The 17,834-nt window shown below is 61.0% G+C and carries 17 protein-coding genes; 7 read left to right on the top strand and 10 right to left on the bottom strand.

Annotation, left to right across the window (positions count from 1 at the left end):
* Window positions 1-141: 141 nt before the first annotated feature.
* The 8 genes from VVD49_RS01995 to VVD49_RS01960 form a co-directional block, all read right to left on the bottom strand.
* Window positions 142-597 carry a carboxymuconolactone decarboxylase family protein gene (locus VVD49_RS01995; protein ID WP_327597452.1) on the bottom strand — a complete coding sequence of 152 codons (456 nt, stop codon included), beginning with the start codon at window positions 595-597 and terminating at the stop codon, window positions 142-144.
* Between the two features lie 209 nt (window positions 598-806).
* Window positions 807-1,751 carry an RNA polymerase sigma-70 factor gene (locus tag VVD49_RS01990; RefSeq protein ID WP_327597451.1) on the bottom strand — a complete coding sequence of 315 codons (945 nt, stop codon included), beginning with the start codon at window positions 1,749-1,751 and terminating at the stop codon, window positions 807-809.
* 92 nt (window positions 1,752-1,843) lie between these two features.
* Window positions 1,844-2,401: a papain-like cysteine protease family protein gene (locus VVD49_RS01985; RefSeq protein WP_327597450.1), complete on the bottom strand. Its 558-nt coding sequence runs from the start codon at window positions 2,399-2,401 to the stop codon at window positions 1,844-1,846.
* A gap of 85 nt (window positions 2,402-2,486) precedes the next feature.
* Complete coding sequence (locus VVD49_RS01980) at window positions 2,487-2,912, bottom strand: MAPEG family protein (RefSeq protein WP_327597449.1); 426 nt, start codon at window positions 2,910-2,912, stop codon at window positions 2,487-2,489.
* Window positions 2,913-3,044: 132 nt separating this feature from the next.
* Window positions 3,045-3,614, bottom strand: a complete 570-nt coding sequence (locus VVD49_RS01975) for a YdeI/OmpD-associated family protein (protein ID WP_327597448.1) — start codon at window positions 3,612-3,614, stop codon at window positions 3,045-3,047.
* 77 nt (window positions 3,615-3,691) lie between these two features.
* Window positions 3,692-4,174 (bottom strand): hypothetical protein, encoded by a 483-nt coding sequence (locus VVD49_RS01970; protein ID WP_327597447.1) that lies wholly within the window; start codon window positions 4,172-4,174, stop codon window positions 3,692-3,694.
* Window positions 4,175-4,322: 148 nt separating this feature from the next.
* Window positions 4,323-4,664, bottom strand: coding sequence for an immunity protein Imm33 domain-containing protein (locus tag VVD49_RS01965; protein ID WP_327597446.1), 342 nt, complete (start codon window positions 4,662-4,664; stop codon window positions 4,323-4,325).
* A gap of 456 nt (window positions 4,665-5,120) precedes the next feature.
* Window positions 5,121-6,065 carry a LysR family transcriptional regulator gene (locus VVD49_RS01960; protein ID WP_327597445.1) on the bottom strand — a complete coding sequence of 315 codons (945 nt, stop codon included), beginning with the start codon at window positions 6,063-6,065 and terminating at the stop codon, window positions 5,121-5,123.
* A 238-nt stretch (window positions 6,066-6,303) separates the two neighbouring features.
* Here VVD49_RS01960 and VVD49_RS01955 point away from each other — a divergent pair, with 238 nt between their 5' ends.
* The 3 genes from VVD49_RS01955 (at window position 6,304) to VVD49_RS01945 (ending at window position 11,344) form a co-directional block, all read left to right on the top strand.
* Entirely contained in the window at window positions 6,304-7,533 is a 1,230-nt protein-coding gene (locus VVD49_RS01955; RefSeq protein ID WP_327597444.1) for an MFS transporter, read from the top strand.
* A gap of 63 nt (window positions 7,534-7,596) precedes the next feature.
* Complete coding sequence (locus tag VVD49_RS01950) at window positions 7,597-8,457, top strand: amidohydrolase family protein (protein WP_327597443.1); 861 nt, start codon at window positions 7,597-7,599, stop codon at window positions 8,455-8,457.
* 262 nt (window positions 8,458-8,719) lie between these two features.
* Window positions 8,720-11,344, top strand: a complete 2,625-nt coding sequence (locus VVD49_RS01945) for a chemotaxis protein CheW (protein WP_327597442.1) — start codon at window positions 8,720-8,722, stop codon at window positions 11,342-11,344.
* Window positions 11,345-11,367: 23 nt separating this feature from the next.
* On the opposite strand, the gene VVD49_RS01940 is transcribed toward VVD49_RS01945, so the two are convergent.
* Window positions 11,368-12,180 carry an SDR family NAD(P)-dependent oxidoreductase gene (locus VVD49_RS01940; RefSeq protein WP_327597441.1) on the bottom strand — a complete coding sequence of 271 codons (813 nt, stop codon included), beginning with the start codon at window positions 12,178-12,180 and terminating at the stop codon, window positions 11,368-11,370.
* 107 nt (window positions 12,181-12,287) lie between these two features.
* On the opposite strand from VVD49_RS01940, the gene VVD49_RS01935 reads away from it, so the two are divergent.
* The 3 genes from VVD49_RS01935 (at window position 12,288) to VVD49_RS01925 (ending at window position 15,829) form a co-directional block, all read left to right on the top strand.
* Window positions 12,288-12,854: a TetR/AcrR family transcriptional regulator gene (locus VVD49_RS01935; RefSeq protein ID WP_327597440.1), complete on the top strand. Its 567-nt coding sequence runs from the start codon at window positions 12,288-12,290 to the stop codon at window positions 12,852-12,854.
* A gap of 717 nt (window positions 12,855-13,571) precedes the next feature.
* Window positions 13,572-14,027, top strand: coding sequence for a ferritin-like domain-containing protein (locus tag VVD49_RS01930; protein WP_327597439.1), 456 nt, complete (start codon window positions 13,572-13,574; stop codon window positions 14,025-14,027).
* 437 nt (window positions 14,028-14,464) lie between these two features.
* Window positions 14,465-15,829: a pectate lyase family protein gene (locus tag VVD49_RS01925; RefSeq protein ID WP_327597438.1), complete on the top strand. Its 1,365-nt coding sequence runs from the start codon at window positions 14,465-14,467 to the stop codon at window positions 15,827-15,829.
* 73 nt (window positions 15,830-15,902) lie between these two features.
* On the opposite strand, the gene VVD49_RS01920 is transcribed toward VVD49_RS01925, so the two are convergent.
* Window positions 15,903-16,856 carry a nucleotidyltransferase gene (locus tag VVD49_RS01920; protein ID WP_327597437.1) on the bottom strand — a complete coding sequence of 318 codons (954 nt, stop codon included), beginning with the start codon at window positions 16,854-16,856 and terminating at the stop codon, window positions 15,903-15,905.
* Window positions 16,857-17,035: 179 nt separating this feature from the next.
* Between VVD49_RS01920 and VVD49_RS01915 the strand changes: the two genes are divergently transcribed.
* Window positions 17,036-17,821 (top strand): metallophosphoesterase family protein, encoded by a 786-nt coding sequence (locus VVD49_RS01915; protein WP_327597436.1) that lies wholly within the window; start codon window positions 17,036-17,038, stop codon window positions 17,819-17,821.
* Window positions 17,822-17,834 lie beyond the last annotated feature (13 nt).

Genomic DNA, 17,834 nt, shown 5'->3' with positions numbered 1-17,834 from the left:
GAAAGATGACGGTCATGCGTGACCGTCGCCTGCGGCAGCATTGCCGCCCTGAGCACTGTAGCGGTCCGGCGGGCATCGTGAAAGAGGGGCGAAGAAACGGCCGGGCAGCTCCGGCCGTGTCAGTGCGAGGATGGCCGGTGCCTATGCCGTAGCAACCGGCACCCGCATGCCGACGCCGATGCGGTTCCACGCATTCATGTTGGCGATCGCCATGGTGACCTCTGCGATCTCCTGATCAGAGAAGTGGGCCTGCAGCCCGGCGAAAGCGGCGTCCTGCAATTCGTGTTGCGAGCGTGTCAGCGCATCGACCCAGCCCAGCGCAGCGCGTTCGCGCGGCGAGAAGAAGGGCGACTCCTGCCAGGCTGCCAGCGAGTTGAGGTGACGCGCGTCGCGGCCTTGCTTGACGAGGTCTTGCCAGTGCGAGTCGATGCAGTATGCGCAGCCGTTGATCTGCGACACGCGCAGGAAGATCAGGTCGACGAGGGCGACGCCGATGCTGCTCTCCTTGACGGCGCTGCTGAAGGCGATGAGGGCCTGCGTCTGCTGCGCGGCGAGTTTTCCGTAAGGCAGGCGTGGAGCGGTATGGGGTGTGCTCATGATGAGTCAGTCCTTGTGTGCAGTGGATTGGAGAATGCATGCCACGCCGGGGGGGCCGCCCGATCAATGCAATCGGGCTCAAGGGATCTTCGTCGTTCCCGCTTTCACGAGAATGACGGATCACCGACCTGCGTGCGGCCTGCAAGCTGTCTGGTTGATTCGTGCAGCGCTTCATGGAGACCTTGCTGCACACCCACAAGACGCAGGGCTCAGTGCCTTTGTGACAGCCCCGCTGAATTACTCAGGTAAATTTTCTCGTCGAGATAGGCAGCCGGCACATTGGCGAGTTTTTCCGGGTTGCGCAGGATGTAGCAAGCGAGGATCTGCTCACCATCGGTGATCAACGTCATCACCGCATCCAGCTTGCCGTCCCAGTAACGCAGCAAGCCCGGCTCGCCATTGATGAGTGCGTGCTGGTAGCTCAAGTGCTCACCTGCACGGCGTGCCACCACCTCGAAGAAACGCACGATGCGCTCGGCGCCATGCAGCGCCTTGAGCACCGACAGCACCTTGCCGCCACCATCGGCAACGAACTGCGCATCCGTCGCGAACAAAGCCTCCAGCTTTGTCCGCTCGCCAGTGCGAGCCGCATCCCTGAAGCGATCCAGCAAGGCCCTGTGCGCCTCGCGATTCACCGTGATGCGCGGTCGCTCGTCATGCACACGGGTCTTCGCACGATGCACCAGCTGACGACAGGCCACCTCGTTGCGTTCGAGCATCTCCGCAATCTCGTCGTAGTCGAAATCGAAAACCTCGCGCAGCAGGAAGGCAGCACGCTCGTCCGGCGACAGGCGTTCCAGCACCGCGAGGAAAGCCACTGACAAATCACTCGCCAGTTCCACCATGTGCTCGGGTGTCGGGTCCGGTGAAGCAAGCTCGAAGAGGCTGGCGTCGAGCGTAGGCTCCGGCAACCACGGCCCGGTGTAATGCTCGCGCTCAGTACGCAGCGTACGCAGGCGGTCGATACACAGCCGCGTGGTGATCGTCATCAACCAGGCCTCGGCTGAGCGCAGGTCGGGCATCTCGGTCGCCTGCCAGCGTAGCCAGGCCTCCTGCAAGACGTCTTCCGCGTCGGCACGTGTGCCGAGCATGCGATACGCCACTGCCATCAAGTGACGGCGGTGGGCATTGAATGTTTCGAGTTTGTCGGTCATGTCGGTCAGTTCATGTGTCCGCTGAGGGCAGCGTATCTGACCAGACGGATGAGGCGGTGAGTTTGTGACAATCCGCCAAGGAGGTTTGCTCCCTAGGCTTCGCCTGGGTGAATCTGCAAACGGGCGCCCGAGTAGTACCACAGGGGAGTCACTCGCGGAATGACCTTCTCTCCTGTCTTCAGATCGATGAACTTGGTCAGCATCAACAGAAAGTCTAGCGGCCATGGGTTTGGGCCGGTTTCACTTGCGGGATCATTGAACCAGAAAATGCTTTCCTGCTTGTCCGGGTCGTACCCGGCCCCTGAAATTACAAGAGCATGATTGGACTTCCATGAGAACTGATTGGTGAAGACGCCACAGAAAAGTGGGCCCAGCTGCTGCAGGGTGGTTTCAAGGTCCGTTGCGCTGCATTTTTCCGGGCCGAACATGGACAGTGGGACCGGGGAGAAATTGTAGTCCTTCAACTTTTCAATCTCGTCCGAACTCAAGCCACCCTCTGGTGACTTGAAAACCAGATTCATCCGCTTGAGCGCGATATCAATCTCACTCTTGTCAGCCAGGTTGCGGTGGTAGTGCTTTATCATTTTTATGGCCCACCACCAGCAATTCTTTCCGTCCTGCTGCATGTGCGGGATCACATATATCGGCATCTGAAATCTCCTTGGCAAGGTGGTGAGGGTTCGGGGTGGCGTCGGCGCGTAGCGACAACCAGACGAGGAGGATTCGCAGGCCGCTTCAGTGTGCGACAAGTAACGCGAAGCCCAACACGCCCCACATTGCGAACAGCACAAGGGTGCTCGAAACATAGACCAGGAAACGGTGCATGACCCGGTTGTAGGTGCAGTGAATAAAACTATGTAGGGCCCGCAGCATTGCATACGTCCACGCCAAGGCGACCAATGCTGTGCTCTCTGCATGAGCGGAGAAAGCCAATACGCAGCAGACATGGAACAGGACTGGCACCTCGAAAAGGTTGCGGAAATTGTCGGACGCCTGCGTATCGCTCAAGAGCGAGGCCGCTTGAGTTGAGCTTGCAATCTGCTGCGGGCGAATGCGCTTGGCGCGCATCTCCGCAAGACGCACAACGTATAGACGCACCCATACGAGCATGGTGACGAGAACCATCGCAAACATGGGAGGGAGAATCGCAGAGTGAGTCATGGACATACCTCGAAGCAGACTTCGGTGGGTAGAGGGAGGAGCGCAGCGACAATCCACCTGGAGAACGCAAGCACATGGTGGCTTGCTGCGCAGGGCGACATCCTTGTTGAATGCCCACCCGGAACGCAGGTGCTAAGGATGGAGTTTCTCGCCGTTGGCCAACATCTCGATGAACTGCGCGATCTTCCTGGCACGTGTCTCCGCCTTCTTGACGTTCTGGATCCTGAAAAGAATGGCGTATCGGTTCTGGCTATTGAGCGTGGCGAAAAACACCCTGGCCTCCGCGTTGGCATCGAGGGCGGCTTGCAGGTCATCGGGAATGGTCGATTTACTCGCCGATGCATACGCTCTCTCCCAGCGCCCGTCCTGTCTGGCGCGCTCGACTTCCTTCAACCCGGCAGCTTGCATCCTTCCCGCAGAAATCAGGGCCTCAGCTTTCGCTTTGTTGACCTGTGACCAGATACTTCTGGGAGTCCGGGGCGTGAATCGCTGGAGCCAGAAGTGATCGCTCTCCGTCTGTTTCTTGCCATCAATCCAGCCATGGCAAAGCGCACTTTCGAGTGCTTCGGCATAGGAAACTGTCTGCTGATCGGCGCCTTTCTTTGCAAGGCGAAGCCACGCACCGGATGTCGTGCTCCCATTGCGCGCAAGCCAGGACTCCCACTCAGCTTGATTCGCAAAGGTTAGCGTTGGATCGCTCATCGAATCTGTGACGGGACGGACGTGGAGGTGAAGGGAACCCGGAAGCGCAACCTGTGGAAGATCTCTCGACGGAGTGGTTAGGAGTCACGCTCGCTCCCAAGTGCTTTCCAGCGCTCCACGACAGCAATTCGTTGTCGTTCGGCTGACGCGTAATACCAGCGGGTGACGATAATAAAAAACGCTGATGCGGCAAACGCTATTAAGCGGTTTGCCAATGAAGTATTAGGCGCAGTGCTGGCGAGTATCAGCAGAAATCCGAAATAAGCAAAAAATATTAGTGCGAAGACATAATAAAGCGCGGCGTTCAGCACAAGACTAAGCAGCGCGAGTCTTGGACGCTCAACGGGAAGTTGAAGTGAACGCGAGGCGGTACGCAAGGCTTCGCCACTGAGGTTCTTCACCACATTCAGTGCTGATCGTATTTCTGGTGATTGCAGCTTCTTGAGTATTAGGTGAATTGCCTGAAGAACCACATAAACTCCAAGCAAATTGACGACCACTAGCTTTGCCCAATCAGGAAGGATCGGGATGTTCTTCAGAAGGGCTTGAAGTTCCGTCATGATTCGTGGCGTGTAAGTAAGGGGGAACGTGTGACATGAGCTGCGTGACCCGACTTGCCGGGGCACGTTAGCTCGCTGGAAGGGCTAAGCCGCATTATTCGCCTCACACTGACCTTATCTTGGAGTGGAAAATGTCTATGTACTGCGATCAGTTACTGAGAAGGCTTCCATCAAACCAGACGTCTTCGTAACCGCCTCCATCTATCTGAAAACGATAGCCCGGGGGGAGATCAAGGTACGGAGTGACCTGCGATAGGTGCTTAGCCACATGTTCTATGTGAAGTGAAGCAAAGAACTCAGGGTCTGCTGACATCTCGCCGCCGCACCATATGTACCAGCCGTTTGTGCCGCTGGTTGGCATCAAACGCAGACCGTTAATTGGTAGCGCTCCAATAGTTTGAATCGCGATGCCCAGTTTTGAGCCGAGTTCCGGCGCTACTGGCTTCGCATTGACTCGCTCGCTCACAGACTTAGGTTTGTCGATAGACATAGTTTGATGCGGTCCAACTTTTGATCTATGGACTCCGCCGATAAGGCAAGACAGTTTTGGATAAGTGAAGCCTGCATCAATCTATCCGGTCTTCCTGTGCAGCCGTCGGCTGCGGCCCTGATAACTTGCATGTCGCGAGCGCCTCATTAAGTGAAAAGCCTTCGTTGGGGCCTTCGACGTTATCTGGCTGCTGTTTGCGTGAGGCTGGCACCTACCCGTGCATCAAACGTCTCGCTTGCAATGGCTGGGAATCGTTAGTCGGGATGGATCGGTTGCTGCTGCACCCCACCAGATCGGAATGACAGGCAGCAACGAGTCGATACGGCAAGAGCATACGACAAAAGGCTGCGAGCGGCGGCTTCGGGTCTTGGGCTGTTGGTCCGGTTGAGTTCCGCATGGCAAGTTGCCGGGCAGGCCACAGGCGCAGGAGTCGGGGGCGCGCCGGACTGATGCAGGTCAGATCATTCGTTTGACATTCCCCCGCCATGGCAAGGTATCGCTGCTGCTCCGGATCACCTCGACAAAGCTGCGCAGTTTGGCTGGGTAGAAGGGGGCGAATGGGTAGATGAGGTGGACGGGCAGGGCGGGGGCTTGCCAGTCGGGGACGAGTTGCACGAGTGCGCCGCTGGCGAGGTCGTCGGCAACGATCCAGGCGGAGATGGCTGCCACGCCTACGCCGCGCACGGCGGCACTGCGCAGGGCGTAGACGCTGTCGGTGATGATGCGCGGGGCAATCGTCAGCACGTGCTCTTCGCGGCGCGCGTTATGCAGCATGACTTCCTTGCGGTAGTAGGGGCCGAGGGCGATCCATGGTAGTGCGGCGAGCGCTTCGGGCTTGCGTGGGGTTTTCTGGTTCTGCAGCAAGGCGGGTGCGGCAACGACGATGCGCGGCACTTCGGCGATCTGGATGGCGACGGAGGAGGGGTCGGGCACGCTGCCGACCTGGATCGCGCAATCGACGCCCTCGCCGATGAAGTCCGGCGGCGTGTCGTGCAGCAGCCACTCCACGGCAACCTTCGGATAGCGCGCGAGGAATTCCGCCAGCGGGCCGACCAGCTGATGCTGGCCGAAGGCGTGCGGCACGACGACGCGCAGCGTGCCTTGCGGCTCGTCGACGGCGCCACGCAGATCCGCTTCGAATTCGCTCCATGCGACCAGCAGCTCGCGGGCGCGCGCGTAGTAGCGTGTGCCGGCTTCGGTGAGCTTCATCGCATGCGTGGAGCGATGCACGAGCTTGAGCCCGAGCGAGCGCTCGAGGGCGAGCAGGCGGCGGCTGATGGTGGGCTGGGTGGTGCTCATCTGCGCCGCTGCGGCCGACAGACTGCCGGCCTCGACGATGCGGATGAAGGTCTGCATGAGGGTCAGGCGGTCCGGGGCTGACTTTGACGCGGGGGTTTGCATGCGGGGCTCCGTCGGCGCTTGCTCGAGCTCGTTGAAAAGCGGCCTGTCATCCAGGCCTTGTCGGGAGGATGACGGGCTTGTCGGCGTGCGCCCCGGCCTGCTGCTCTTGAAGCGCGGGTGCGAGCCGGTCTGCTTCATGCGCTGAATGTATAACAGTTCTGTACTGCATACGTCTTCCGTTCTGCTGCGCTGCGTCGCAGACTGCGCTCCATCCTGAACGCATCCGGCAGCACGCATCATGAACGCTCGACTCGATACACCGCCCCTGACCACGCCACCGCTCGCGCCGCCCGCCGCGCCGGCCGTGACGCTGGACAAGGCACTGGTCTTCCTGCTGGCCTGCGGGGCCGGTCTGGGGGCGGCCTCGCTGTATTACAACCAGCCCATCCTCGGCACGCTGGCGACGGAATTCAATGCATCGCCAGCGGCCATCGGACGCATTCCCACGCTGACGCAGGTCGGCTACGCCATCGGTATCCTGCTGCTGGCGCCGATTGGCGATCGCTACGACCGTCGCAAGATCATCGTAGCCAAGGCGGCTGTGCTGAGTCTGGCGCTGTTGGCGACGGCCGCAGCGCAATCGCTGTTGCAGCTGGGTTTGCTGAGCGTGGTCATCGGTATCGCGGCTTCGCTGGCGCAGGACTGCGTGCCCGCAGCTGCGGCGCTCGCCCCTGAAGCGCGACGCGGCAAGATCGTCGGCATGGTGATGACCGGGTTGCTGCTGGGCATCCTGCTGTCGCGTGTGTTCAGCGGCGTGGTGAGTCAGATGTTCGGCTGGCGCAGCATGTTCGTGCTGGCGGCAGGGCTCATCGCGACGCTGGCAGTGGTTGCCGCGCGGCGTCTGCCAGCTTTCGCACCCACGACAGACATGCCCTATGGCGCCTTGCTTGGCTCGCTGCTCACGCTATGGAAGCGCCATGCGGGCATGCGCCGCGCGGCGCTCGCGCAGGGTTTGCTGAGCGCTTCGTTCAGCGCCTTCTGGTCCACGCTGGCGGTGATGCTGCATCAACCACCTTTCGGGTTCGGCAGCTCGGTAGCCGGGGCTTTCGGTCTCGCCGGCGCGGTGGGGGCGCTGGCAGCGCCGATTGCGGGTGGCATTGCGGACCGCAAGGGGCCGGAGCTGGTGACGCGGATCGGCGCGGTGCTGGTGTTTGTGAGCTTCATGGCTTTTGCCATCGCGCCACAGAACCTGTGGCTGCTGGTGGCCGGCACGCTGGTGTTTGATCTCGGCGTGCAGGCTGCGCTGATCGCGCACCAGAGCATCATCTACAGTCTCGAGCCCGCCGCGCGTAGCCGCCTGACGGCTTTGCTGGTCGGTGCCATGTTCATCGGCATGGCCAGTGGCTCGGCGCTGGGCAGCATGGCGCTGAGCGTTGCGGGCTGGCGCGGGTTGAGCCTGCTGGCTGCGGCAACGGGGCTGGCTGCGCTTGGCGTACGTTTGTGGCCGGCACGTACGAAGCGGGACTGAGCTTTTCTGGCTTCGCGGTGGCCGGGCTACACTGGGATGGTTCCCCGTCCCGAAAGCTCCGCCATGCGTCACCTCGCCATCCTGCTTGCCCTGCCGCTGTGGGTTCAGGCTGCGGCCTATAGCGGCCCGCTGTTCGACACGCATCTGCATTACAACGAGGAGGCCTACACGGCCGCCTTTCCGCTGGCCGATGTGCTGGCGCGCATGCAGCGCAGTGGCGTGCGCGCCATCATTGCCAACAGTCGCCCCAATGACGGCACGAAAAGCCTCACCAACGCACGTGATGCAAGCCGGGCCATCGGCCTCACCGTCGTGCCTTTCGTGCGCCTGTATCGCAACCGTGCCGACTACACCAACTGGTTCCGCGACGAGAGTATCTACACGATGGTGGAGAGTGAGCTTGCTGCGGGTACGGCGGCCGGGCCTTATCGCGGTCTCGGCGAATTCCATCTCTACGACAGCCGCAATGCCAACGGCCCGGTGGCACGCAAGCTCATGCAGCTAGCGCAGGCACGCAACCTTGCGGTGCTCGCCCATGTCGATGATGACGCCATCGATCTGCTGATGGCGCATGCGCCACAGGCCCGATTGATCTGGGCGCACACGGGCATCGGCGGCGCGCCGGTCGAACGCGTGCGTGCGCTGTTCAAGCGCCATCCACGCCTGATGGGCGAGCTGTCGTACCGACCGGGCCTCACGGCCGCAGATGGACAGCTCAGCTCTGAGTGGCGCGCATTGATTACCGAAATGCCGGATCGCTTCCTGATCGGCTCCGACACCTGGATCAACGAGCGCTGGTCGGACTACGAAAACATCATGCAGGCGGCGCGTGTCTGGCTGGGCGGCTTGCCGCCAGAGATGGCGCGCAAGATAGCCTGGGAGAATGCGGCCGGCCTGTTCGGTCTGACGGGAAAGCCGGACTGAGCCGACAGGGAGAGAGGCGCTGACGCGTTGCATGCCTGCGTCGTCAGTGCCGCGCCCGCGCGAATCCGGGGGCGTCGCGTATCCGCAGGCTAGCCACTCGACTCTTGCGTTTGCAGGTAAAGCGCGAACGCCTGCTCCCGACAATGTGACGGTGTTTTTCTGACAAGCGCTTGTGGTTGGCAAAACAGCGTGCCGCGGCACTCAAGTTTCGTTCCCGCCGTTCCGCTATCGATTGGATATCAGTCGATCCGGGGGATAGGTGATGGGCCAGAAAGTTGCGGCAGGGGCGAGCACGCAGGAGCATGACCGTCAGGTCGTGCGTCACATGCAAGCCGTGCAGTCCTACGACGAAGGCTTCCGCAATCTGCAGACCGGCTGGGACAATCTGACCCTGCTCGGGCAGCTCTCGGGCACCGGCATCGACACCAGCAATATCCGCCGCGACTTCCACGAACTCACTGGCCAGCTCATCGAGCAGCTGGCGCAAGAGATCCTCAGCAAGACCGTGCTCGAGGGACACGCCAAGGCGCAGGTCGCCATCGACATCCTCGTGCGCAACCTCTTCGAGCGCACCGCCGACATCGGCTTTCTTGCGACCGACCAAGACATCCGCGACTACCTCGCCTCTTCTGCCGAGTCGCGCGCCCAGTACCATGCCCGCAAGGAGCTGCGGCTACGCGAGGAGCAACTGCGTGCGCGTTTTGCCGAGTACGTGGCGAAGTATTCCGTGTATCACGATGTGGTGTTGATGGACACCGAGGGCAATGTGCTCGTGCGTCTGGATGCGACGCAGGCGGTCGAGCGCTCGACGCATGCTTTGGTCGCCGAGGCGCTGACGACGAAGGCGGCTTATGTCGAGAGTTTCGGCGCGATCGACCTGCTGCCAGAAGTGCCGCGTGCCCTCGTGTATTCCAGCCGCGTCACGGATGCCGAAGGCGAGGCACTTGGTGTGCTGTGCCTGTGCTTCCGTTTCGACGACGAGACGACACGCATTTTCAGGAATCTTGTCGGCGCGGAAGACTGGTCCGTCATTACCTTGCTCGATGCCTCCGGCTGCGTGATCGCCAGCTCCGACATGCACCACGTGCCGGTGGGCGCGCGCTTCGCCTGCGTGCTGGATGCGGAGTATGGCATCCAGCGTTTCGCGGCAAGCGAGTACGTCGCCACGACAGCACAGGCAGCGGGCTACCAGGGCTATACCGGGCCGGGCTGGTTCGGTCACGTCATGGTGCCCTTGCAGCACGCCTTCGAGACGCAGGCGGCATCCTTGCTCGAGAACGTGGATCCGCAGGTGCTGCAGACCATCATGCACAACCCGACCCTGTTCGGCGAAGCGCTGCGCAACATCCCCGAACGGGCCGAGGAGATCGTGCGCAACCTGAATCTGTCGATATGGAATGGGCATATCAGCATGAGTCGCCTCAAGCACACCATCAACCCGACGTTCTCGCGCGTACTGCTGCAGGAGGTCGGCGTGGCGGGCGGGCGCACACGTACCCTGTTCCGCGAGTCGATTGCCGATCTGCACGAGACGGTTGTCTCTGCCATCCTGCAGGACAGCGCCTTCCTTGCCTCGCTGGCGATGGACATCATGGATCGCAACCTCTACGAGCGCGCCAACGATTGTCGCTGGTGGGCGCTGACCGGCGCCTTCCGCAGTGCCTTGTCGGCGGATCACCTGAGCGATGAAGCTGCCGACAACTGTGGCCAGATCCTGCGTTACATCAACAGCCTCTACACCGTGTACAGCCAGCTCGTGCTCTTCGATACGCGCGGCCGCCTGGTGGCCAGTTCGAATGCCTGCCCGGTGATGCGTGGCGAGCAGATCGGTGCCGAGTGGGTACAGCGCGCGCTGGATATCGAGAACTCGCAGGGCTACGTGGTATCGGAATTCGTGCCTTCACCGCTGTATGGTGATGCGCCGACCTATATCTACGCAGCCGCCATTCGCTCGACCGATGGCGAGCGCGTAGTGGGGGGCGTGGGCATCGTGTTCGATTCGACGCCGCAGTTCCAGGCCATGCTGCAGGACGCCTTGCCGCGCGAGAAAAGCGGCGAGGTGGTGCCCGATTGCATCGGCGTGTTCGTCGATGGTGAGGGCCTGGTGATCGCCAGTACGCACGCAGGCTTGCCGGCGGGCAGCAAGTTCCTGCCCGAGCGCGAACTGTGCAGTTTCTCGACCGAGGCGCGCTTCGGCATCATCTGCTGGCAAGACAAGTTCTACGCCCTGGGCATTCGAGGTGCTGCGGGTTACCGTGAGTTCAAGTCGGCCGACGACTGCTATCACGACTCCGTTCAGGCCATCGTCATGATCCCCGTGTGCGACAGCGTCGAGCATGTGACGCAGTTGAGCGTGCCGGCACTGGGCGTGAAGAGCGAGCACGGCGTGCGCGACGGTCTCGAGCTTGCCACCTTGCGCATCGGTGACCGCTGGATGGCGCTCAAGCCGGTGGAGATCGTCGAAGCGATGGAGCGCCGCGGGCTGCTGGAGATTCCTGGTGCCGGTGCCGACTTCGCGGGCTACCTGATGTATCGCGGCGTGCCCGTGCCGGTGTTCAACATCCAGGGCATGGCGCAGGCGGGCCGCGTGCCGGGCGCCAGCGAGGCCACGCAGGTCGTGTTGCTACAACGCAGTGAATCGTCGTGGCTGGGCATTCTTGCCGACGAACTGGGGGCCATCATCGAGTTGTCTGCGTCGCGCATGCAGACCGTGCCGGAGATGATTGCTGGCGCTGGCGTGATAACAGATGCCATCGTGCCCTTCGGCGACAAGGAGCAACTGCTGCCGGTGCTCAGCGTCGAGCGTATCGCGCGACGCCTTGGCGCCAATCACTTCGACAAGCCGCTGTCCGAGATCACGCCGCTGCGTGTCGCGAACAGGGCCTGAGCTTCGCCACCGATCTGCCGCGTTCAATTTGCCTGCGTCACGCCGTAGCGTGTGGCCGCGTGTGCGCGTGACAGATTGGGCTGCAGGGCGGCGCGTGCTGCGGAGAATGCATTCCAGTCAGCGACATCCGGCAGGGAAGGAATGGTGACCACTTCGCCGAGTTCAAAACCGGCGAGAGCGGCGTCCACCAATTCGTGCACTTCCATGATCATCTCGGCGGGCAGCCCGTGCATGCCGACACCGGAACGATCCCAGATCTCGGTGCGGGTGATGCCCGGCAAGACGGCCTGGACCTGTACGCCAGCATCGTGCAGCTCGCTGCTCATGGATTGGCTGAGATTGAGGATATAGGCCTTGGTGCCGCTGTAGGTGCCGCTGAAACCCTCAGGCATCAGTGCCGTGACCGAGGCGATATTGATGATGGCGCCCCTGCCACGTGCGCTGAATGCCTTGGCCGCCGCGTGGGCCAGGCGGGTCGGAGCGGTGATGTTGAGTTGCAGCATGCTGTCGACGCGGTCTACATCGGTATCGACGAGCTTGCCGGGTACCGCAACGCCTGCGTTGTTCACCAGTACGCCGATGTCGGCATCTTCGCGCAGACGGCTTTCAACCCTGGCGAGATCGGCAGGTGAAGTCAGATCAGCCTGCAATACATCCACTTTCACACCTGTATCGCGTAGCCGTGCTGCCAGCGCTTCAAGGCGCGACAGATCACGCGCCACCAGAACCAGATCGTGCCCGCGCTGCGCAAGGCGTTCAGCGTAGGTGGCGCCAATTCCGGAGGATGCGCCGGTAACGAGTGCCTTGCCGTTCAATGTATTCGTGCTGTTGCTCATGTCGCGACTCCTTGAGGTTGTTTTGATGACGATCATCATGATTAAATTATATGACGGTCATCATTTATAATGTCAACAACTTCTTACCCAGGCATCCGGGAGCAGGCATGAGAGTCAGCAAGGAACAGGCGGCCGAGAACCGCGAACGCATTCTCGATATGGCGGCGAAGTTATTTCGCGAACGGGGTTTCGACGGGATCGGCGTGGCCGACCTGATGAAGAGTGCCGGCCTGACGCATGGCGGCTTTTATGGACACTTCAAGTCCAAGGAGGATCTGATGGCGCAGGCGGCTGCGCGCGCCGTGGATGCCAGCCTGGCGGGCTGGAACGAGGTTGTCGCCTCGGCGGGCGAGGGCGCGTTGGCTGCGTACGTGGATTTCTACACCAGCCCGGCGCATCGCGACGAACCGGGCGCGGGCTGCATCATGGCGGCGCTGGGGGCGGAGTCGGCGCGGCAGGTTGCACCAGTCAGGCACGCTCTCACGGAGGGCGTGAAGCGCCTCTTCGAAGGCTTGTCGCGCGTCGTGCCAGGTCGCAGCGCAGCCGCGCGACGCGAGAAGGCGATCGTTACCTTTGCGAGCCTTGTTGGCGCAATGGTGCTGGCGCGTGTGGTGGATGACGAAACGCTGTCAGAGGAAATCCTGCAGGTCGTGGGCAGTACCGCCAAGCGCTGAGAAGTTGCGCATGATCCCTGCAGACGCGCTCAGCGAAGACTCCTGAGGGGGTATTTCTCTGAACAGATGCGCCATCCCGGCTTGCAACGGGATGGCGGGCGTCTTTCAGAGAGCGTGAGCAGCCGCTGAAGCGCTTGTACGAAGTCGCGCCGTGCTTTCGCACAGCGCGAGGGGATGACTAGTGTGCGCCGGTGAGAATCTCGATCAGCGCTGGCGTCATGGCGAAAGCCAGGGAAGCGGTGACGCCTGCGGCGACTTTAAGCAGGTCAAGGGCGGTGGTAGGTTGCGTGTTCATGGTCTTGCTCCTTCAACTTCACTTCTAACGTCGGCACTGAAATGCTGCCGATGTATCCAGTATCGGCCGTAATCACAAAAGCACCATTCGATGTTTTGGATGGATTCATGCACACCGTTTATGCGCAAAAACAAGGGCTTCCGATCACAAGTTGCTGAGCCCCGGAAAGCCGCACGAGGCCTTGATTCGCAATGAGTCTATTTCTCATTCTCAAGCGTGTTTTGCGACCCATTCGCAGCTACAAAACAGCCCGGAATTTGAATGCATTGATGACTAGAGTTATCGGGTAAGCTCCACGAAAATCGTGAGGCCAGACGCAAGAGCCGGTCCGAAAATGCAGCACGCGATGCGGTGCGAACTGTTAGTCGAACGGCATTTCCGGACACGCTTTTCAACCCTTCGAATCAACTCTGGAGAGAATCATGGATGACGCAACCACAGCTACTGCCATCGACGCACTCAACAAGATCATGGAGCTCGAACTGGCGGGCGTCGTGAAGTACACGCACTACTCGCTGATGGTCTACGGCTACAACCGCATTCCCATCGTTTCGTGGCTCAAAGGCAATGCCGATGAAAGCCTCGCGCATGCACACAAGGCTGGCGAACTCGTCACCCTGCTGGGCGGTCATCCATCGTTGAAGATCGGCCCATTGCTCGAGACGGCACAACATGACATTGGCGATATCCTGCGCGAGAGCCTGGATCACGAGAAGGCCGCACTCGCGGCCTACTACGATCTGCTGAAAATTGCCGAAGGGCAATCAGTGCTGCTCGAAGAGTATGCGAGGGAGATGATCGTGCAAGAAGAGCTGCATCTCGATGAAGTGAACAAGATGCTGCGCCGCCCGGGATCGATCGACTCCTTCAAGCCCTGAGGGTCAGACAAGCCCGCTTCGGGGCAAGCCAGAAAAGGCGGGCACATGTGCCCGCCTTTTTTATTGGCGCTTTCGTCGCCTGACGATCCAGAGGGTTGCTCTGCGGTGCCGGGTATTGTTGCGTGTGAAAGGCTGCTGGATGTGTTGCATCAGCAGCCGAGCTTCATTCGCTTTCGCTCTTGGAAAATGCAAGTGGAATTTGTCGTCGCGCATCGCGGGCCAGGTCGGCGCGACCGGATGCCGCGAATACGATGCCATTCGTGAGCCTGATCATGAACTTGACGTAGGTCGTTTCGTCGACCATGGTGAATGGCGATATGACGCCGTGTGGGTGCGGTATCTGCTAGGCGGACATCGCGATCCGGCAGGCGGGAATAGGGCTATCGATCCCGGCCGCCATGCCGAAGCAGACAAAAACCACACCCAGGAGACACGTCGTGAAAATCCATCAACTTGCGTTGACTGCCTTGCTATGCGTGCTTGCAAGCAGTGTCCAGGCGGCCAACCGGCCCACCGGTTTCGTCACCGTCTGCAACGAGGGCAAGACCTGCAGCGTTGCAGCCTCCACCAATGTGGCCTTCGGCCGCGCCGATACCTTCTTCTACAAGGTTCTCAGCGGTAGCTTCGTGTGCAATGAAGCTACGTTTGGCGGCCGCGTGGCTGGCGGCGTCAATGAGTGTTCGCGTGCCGGCACCAGTTCGTCCAGTACGTCCGCCAGTTCCAGCAGCAGTTCATCCTCGTCGTCCTCTTCGGTGCCGTCGTCTTCATCGTCTTCATCGTCATCTTCATCGAGCTCCAGCAGCGCTCCGCCGAGTTCGTCCTCCTCCAGCAGTACCTCCAGCATCCCGATGGCGGCCGGCCTGGTCGGTTTTGCGACGCTCAACCGCGACGGCCGTAACGGCACCACGGGTGGTGCAGGCGGCCCCACGGTGGTGGTATCGACGTTCGCAGCGCTGCGCGATGCCATCGCTGACAACAACCCGCGCATCGTGCAGATTTCCGGGGCGATTGCTGCCGAGGGTGGTGTGAAGATGCTCAACGTCGGCTCCAATAAATCCATATTGGGTATAGGTGTAACAGCGAAACTGACCGGTTTTGGTCTCGACGTGAGCGGTTGGACGGTGGCTGTGCGCGCGGCCAATGGCGGCACGGAGTGCACGCCAGACAAGGCCGCGCTGTTCACGCATGTGGAGAACGTCATCATCCGCAACATCACCTTCAGCGCGCCGACCGATGATGGCATCCAGGTGTCTTGCTACTCGCACCACGTGTGGGTCGATCACAACACCTTCACCAAGGGCTACGATGGCTCCGTCGACATCAAGCGCGGGTCGGACTGGGTGACCGTCTCCTGGAATCACTTCTCCGGTACCGACAAGACGATGTTGCTGGGGCACGACGACAACAATGCCGCGCAGGATACCGGCAGGCTGCACGTTACCTATCACCATAACTTCCTCGACAAGAGCACGCAGCGCAATCCGCGTGTGCGCTTCGGTCAGGCGCACGTATACAACAACTACGGCAACCAGATCAGCAGCTACATGATAGGTCTCGGTGTGGGTTGCGATGTCTATGCAGATGGCAACTACCTGCAGTTTGCCGACAACGTCACTGATGATTTTGGTGGCAGCAAGTTCACATGGGCTGCCAGCAATGTGGTGATCGAAACTGACAAGGCCGCAGTCTCCCTTAATAACGCGTTCAGCCCCGCCAGCTACTACAGCTACACGCTGGATGCGGCGGCGAACCTGCCGACGGTCGTGCCGTTGGGGGCGGGGGTGGGCAAGATCGTTCCCTGATTTTCTTGTCTTTCTGAATGAGAAGAGCGCCCCGTGGGGCGCTCTTTTTCCTGGTGCGATGCCTGCGTGATGCTCAGCCGCGGCATGCCTGACGGCCGCCTTCGTGCGGGCTCTCCTGCAGCGGTGTATCTGGATCCGTCGCGTGTCTCTGCGGTATTGCTTCCGTCCAGTGCGCGATCTCGCGCGTGCTCATATTGCCGAAGGGCCGCATACGGCCATCCCGATACCCCTGTTGTTCGATGTCGTGAAGGTATTGCTCGCGCGACAACAGCGTGCCCTGACACAGGCGTGCGGGCGGCTGCTCGCCATGCGTCTCCAGCGTCAGCCGGTCGTTCAGGTAGTTCATGACCCATTGCGGAATGAGCGTCTGCTCGTCGGGGTAGATGAAACCGAAGAGGACCAGGTGACTGAGCAGCACGCGCCAGTGCGTATCGAAGCGGCGCAGCAGGCGCTCCCAATCGAGCTGTCGCGAGCGTACGTGCAGCAGATGTGCCACGTCGGCGCCGTCGTAACGCTCGCGCTCCATGATGAAGGCCTTGGACCAGATCATCTCTTCGACGGGGGCAATCCTGACTGGCACGCCCAGCACTTCGGCATCGCTGGCGTATTCGAACCATTCGTCATCCACGGTGGAGATGCCATTGCCCGAGCTGAAGATCACATCGATGAAAGCCTCGTCGAGACGGATCTTCGCCAGCCAGTGCGAGTAGGTCAGGTCTGTCTCGTAGCCGGCTTCGCGCATGATATTGGAGATGTACGGGTAGTCCGATTTGCGGATGAAGAGATCGAGGTCCTTGGTGGGGCGCTGACTGCCCGTGTAGCAACTCTGCGCATAGGTGCCGCCGACAACGAAGGGCGCGCTCGCGGCCTGCAGTATCTCCAGCACGCGACGATAGAAGGCCGCCGTCTCCACATCGAACTCCTTGCAGCATGAGGACAGCACCGGTGGTTGCACGGATGGCTGCACGAGTGGCTGTGAACGCGACGACATGTGCTGCGCGGCACTGTCGTTCATCTTGTTGTTCATGATTTCTCGCATGGTCTCTCTACCGTGAAGGAACGTTAGATGCTTCTCTGCAAGTGCTATGCCGCACATCTGCAGGCTCGCTCAGTGTTCATAGGTACGCAGGCGCTGTTGCAGCGCGACGAAACCGCTTTTCTACCGACACCAGGACGAATTTACATACTGCTCGGGCAGTGGAGGCAATGATGATTTCTGAAGACAGTGTTCGCTTCGCCGCCGTGGGCGACATCCATTGCAAGACGGAGTCCGTAGGAAAATTGCGCGAACTCTTTGCACAGGCAGCAGCAAGTGCCGACGCGCTATTGTTATGTGGCGACCTCACCGACTACGGCTTGCCGGAGGAGGCAGACGTGCTCGTCGCCGAACTTGCTGCCGCCTCGTCCATTCCCATCGTTGCCGTACTCGGCAATCATGACTTCGAGTCGGGCAAGCAGGATGAGGTGCGCGAGATCCTCATCAAGGCCGGGGTGCGTGTGCTCGATGGCGAGGCTTGCGAAATACATGGCGTCGGCATAGCCGGCGTGAAGGGGTTTGCGGGTGGTTTCGGGCGTGGCTCGCTCGGGCCTTGGGGTGAGGGTGCCATCAAACTGTTCGTCAATGAGGCGATCCAGGAAGCGCTGAAGCTGGAAGCCTCGCTGGCCAAGCTGCGCACGCCGCATCGCATCGCGCTGCTGCATTACTCGCCGATCGCCGCCACGGTCGAAGGCGAGCCGCACGAGATCTTTCCGTTCCTCGGCACCAGCAGGCTGGAAGATCCGTTGCTGCGCCACCCCGTCACGGCGGTGTTTCATGGGCACGCGCATCGCGGTACGCCGGAGGGCAAGACGGTGAACAATATCCCCGTCTACAACGTCGCCAAGCCGCTGCTCGAGCGGACGTTCCCCGATCAACCCGCGTTCAGGATCTTCGACGTGCTGCGCAGTGCCGAGCCTGCCGCCAGCGCGGCCGAGATGGGTGTCAGCGTATAGCGCGTGCTGCGGG

It is taken from the genome of Uliginosibacterium silvisoli, from assembly GCF_036017035.1.
Lineage (GTDB): Bacteria > Pseudomonadota > Gammaproteobacteria > Burkholderiales > Rhodocyclaceae > Viridibacterium > Viridibacterium silvisoli.
This window is presented reverse-complemented; position numbering and strand designations above follow the sequence as displayed.

What these genes read in the sequence shown, in the direction of transcription:
- VVD49_RS01920 (WP_327597437.1), bottom strand. Translation starts at nt 16,856, where the DNA reads ATGAACAACAAGATGAACGACAGTGCCGCGCAGCACATGTCGTCGCGT.
- VVD49_RS01990 (WP_327597451.1), bottom strand. Translation starts at nt 1,751, where the DNA reads ATGACCGACAAACTCGAAACATTCAATGCCCACCGCCGTCACTTGATG.
- VVD49_RS01965 (WP_327597446.1), bottom strand. Translation starts at nt 4,664, where the DNA reads ATGTCTATCGACAAACCTAAGTCTGTGAGCGAGCGAGTCAATGCGAAG.
- VVD49_RS01960 (WP_327597445.1), bottom strand. Translation starts at nt 6,065, where the DNA reads ATGCAAACCCCCGCGTCAAAGTCAGCCCCGGACCGCCTGACCCTCATG.
- VVD49_RS01995 (WP_327597452.1), bottom strand. Translation starts at nt 597, where the DNA reads ATGAGCACACCCCATACCGCTCCACGCCTGCCTTACGGAAAACTCGCC.
- VVD49_RS01955 (WP_327597444.1), top strand. Translation starts at nt 6,304, where the DNA reads ATGAACGCTCGACTCGATACACCGCCCCTGACCACGCCACCGCTCGCG.
- VVD49_RS01930 (WP_327597439.1), top strand. Translation starts at nt 13,572, where the DNA reads ATGGATGACGCAACCACAGCTACTGCCATCGACGCACTCAACAAGATC.
- VVD49_RS01970 (WP_327597447.1), bottom strand. Translation starts at nt 4,174, where the DNA reads ATGACGGAACTTCAAGCCCTTCTGAAGAACATCCCGATCCTTCCTGAT.
- VVD49_RS01950 (WP_327597443.1), top strand. Translation starts at nt 7,597, where the DNA reads ATGCGTCACCTCGCCATCCTGCTTGCCCTGCCGCTGTGGGTTCAGGCT.
- VVD49_RS01985 (WP_327597450.1), bottom strand. Translation starts at nt 2,401, where the DNA reads ATGCCGATATATGTGATCCCGCACATGCAGCAGGACGGAAAGAATTGC.
- VVD49_RS01975 (WP_327597448.1), bottom strand. Translation starts at nt 3,614, where the DNA reads ATGAGCGATCCAACGCTAACCTTTGCGAATCAAGCTGAGTGGGAGTCC.
- VVD49_RS01940 (WP_327597441.1), bottom strand. Translation starts at nt 12,180, where the DNA reads ATGAGCAACAGCACGAATACATTGAACGGCAAGGCACTCGTTACCGGC.
- VVD49_RS01945 (WP_327597442.1), top strand. Translation starts at nt 8,720, where the DNA reads ATGGGCCAGAAAGTTGCGGCAGGGGCGAGCACGCAGGAGCATGACCGT.
- VVD49_RS01915 (WP_327597436.1), top strand. Translation starts at nt 17,036, where the DNA reads ATGATGATTTCTGAAGACAGTGTTCGCTTCGCCGCCGTGGGCGACATC.
- VVD49_RS01980 (WP_327597449.1), bottom strand. Translation starts at nt 2,912, where the DNA reads ATGACTCACTCTGCGATTCTCCCTCCCATGTTTGCGATGGTTCTCGTC.
- VVD49_RS01935 (WP_327597440.1), top strand. Translation starts at nt 12,288, where the DNA reads ATGAGAGTCAGCAAGGAACAGGCGGCCGAGAACCGCGAACGCATTCTC.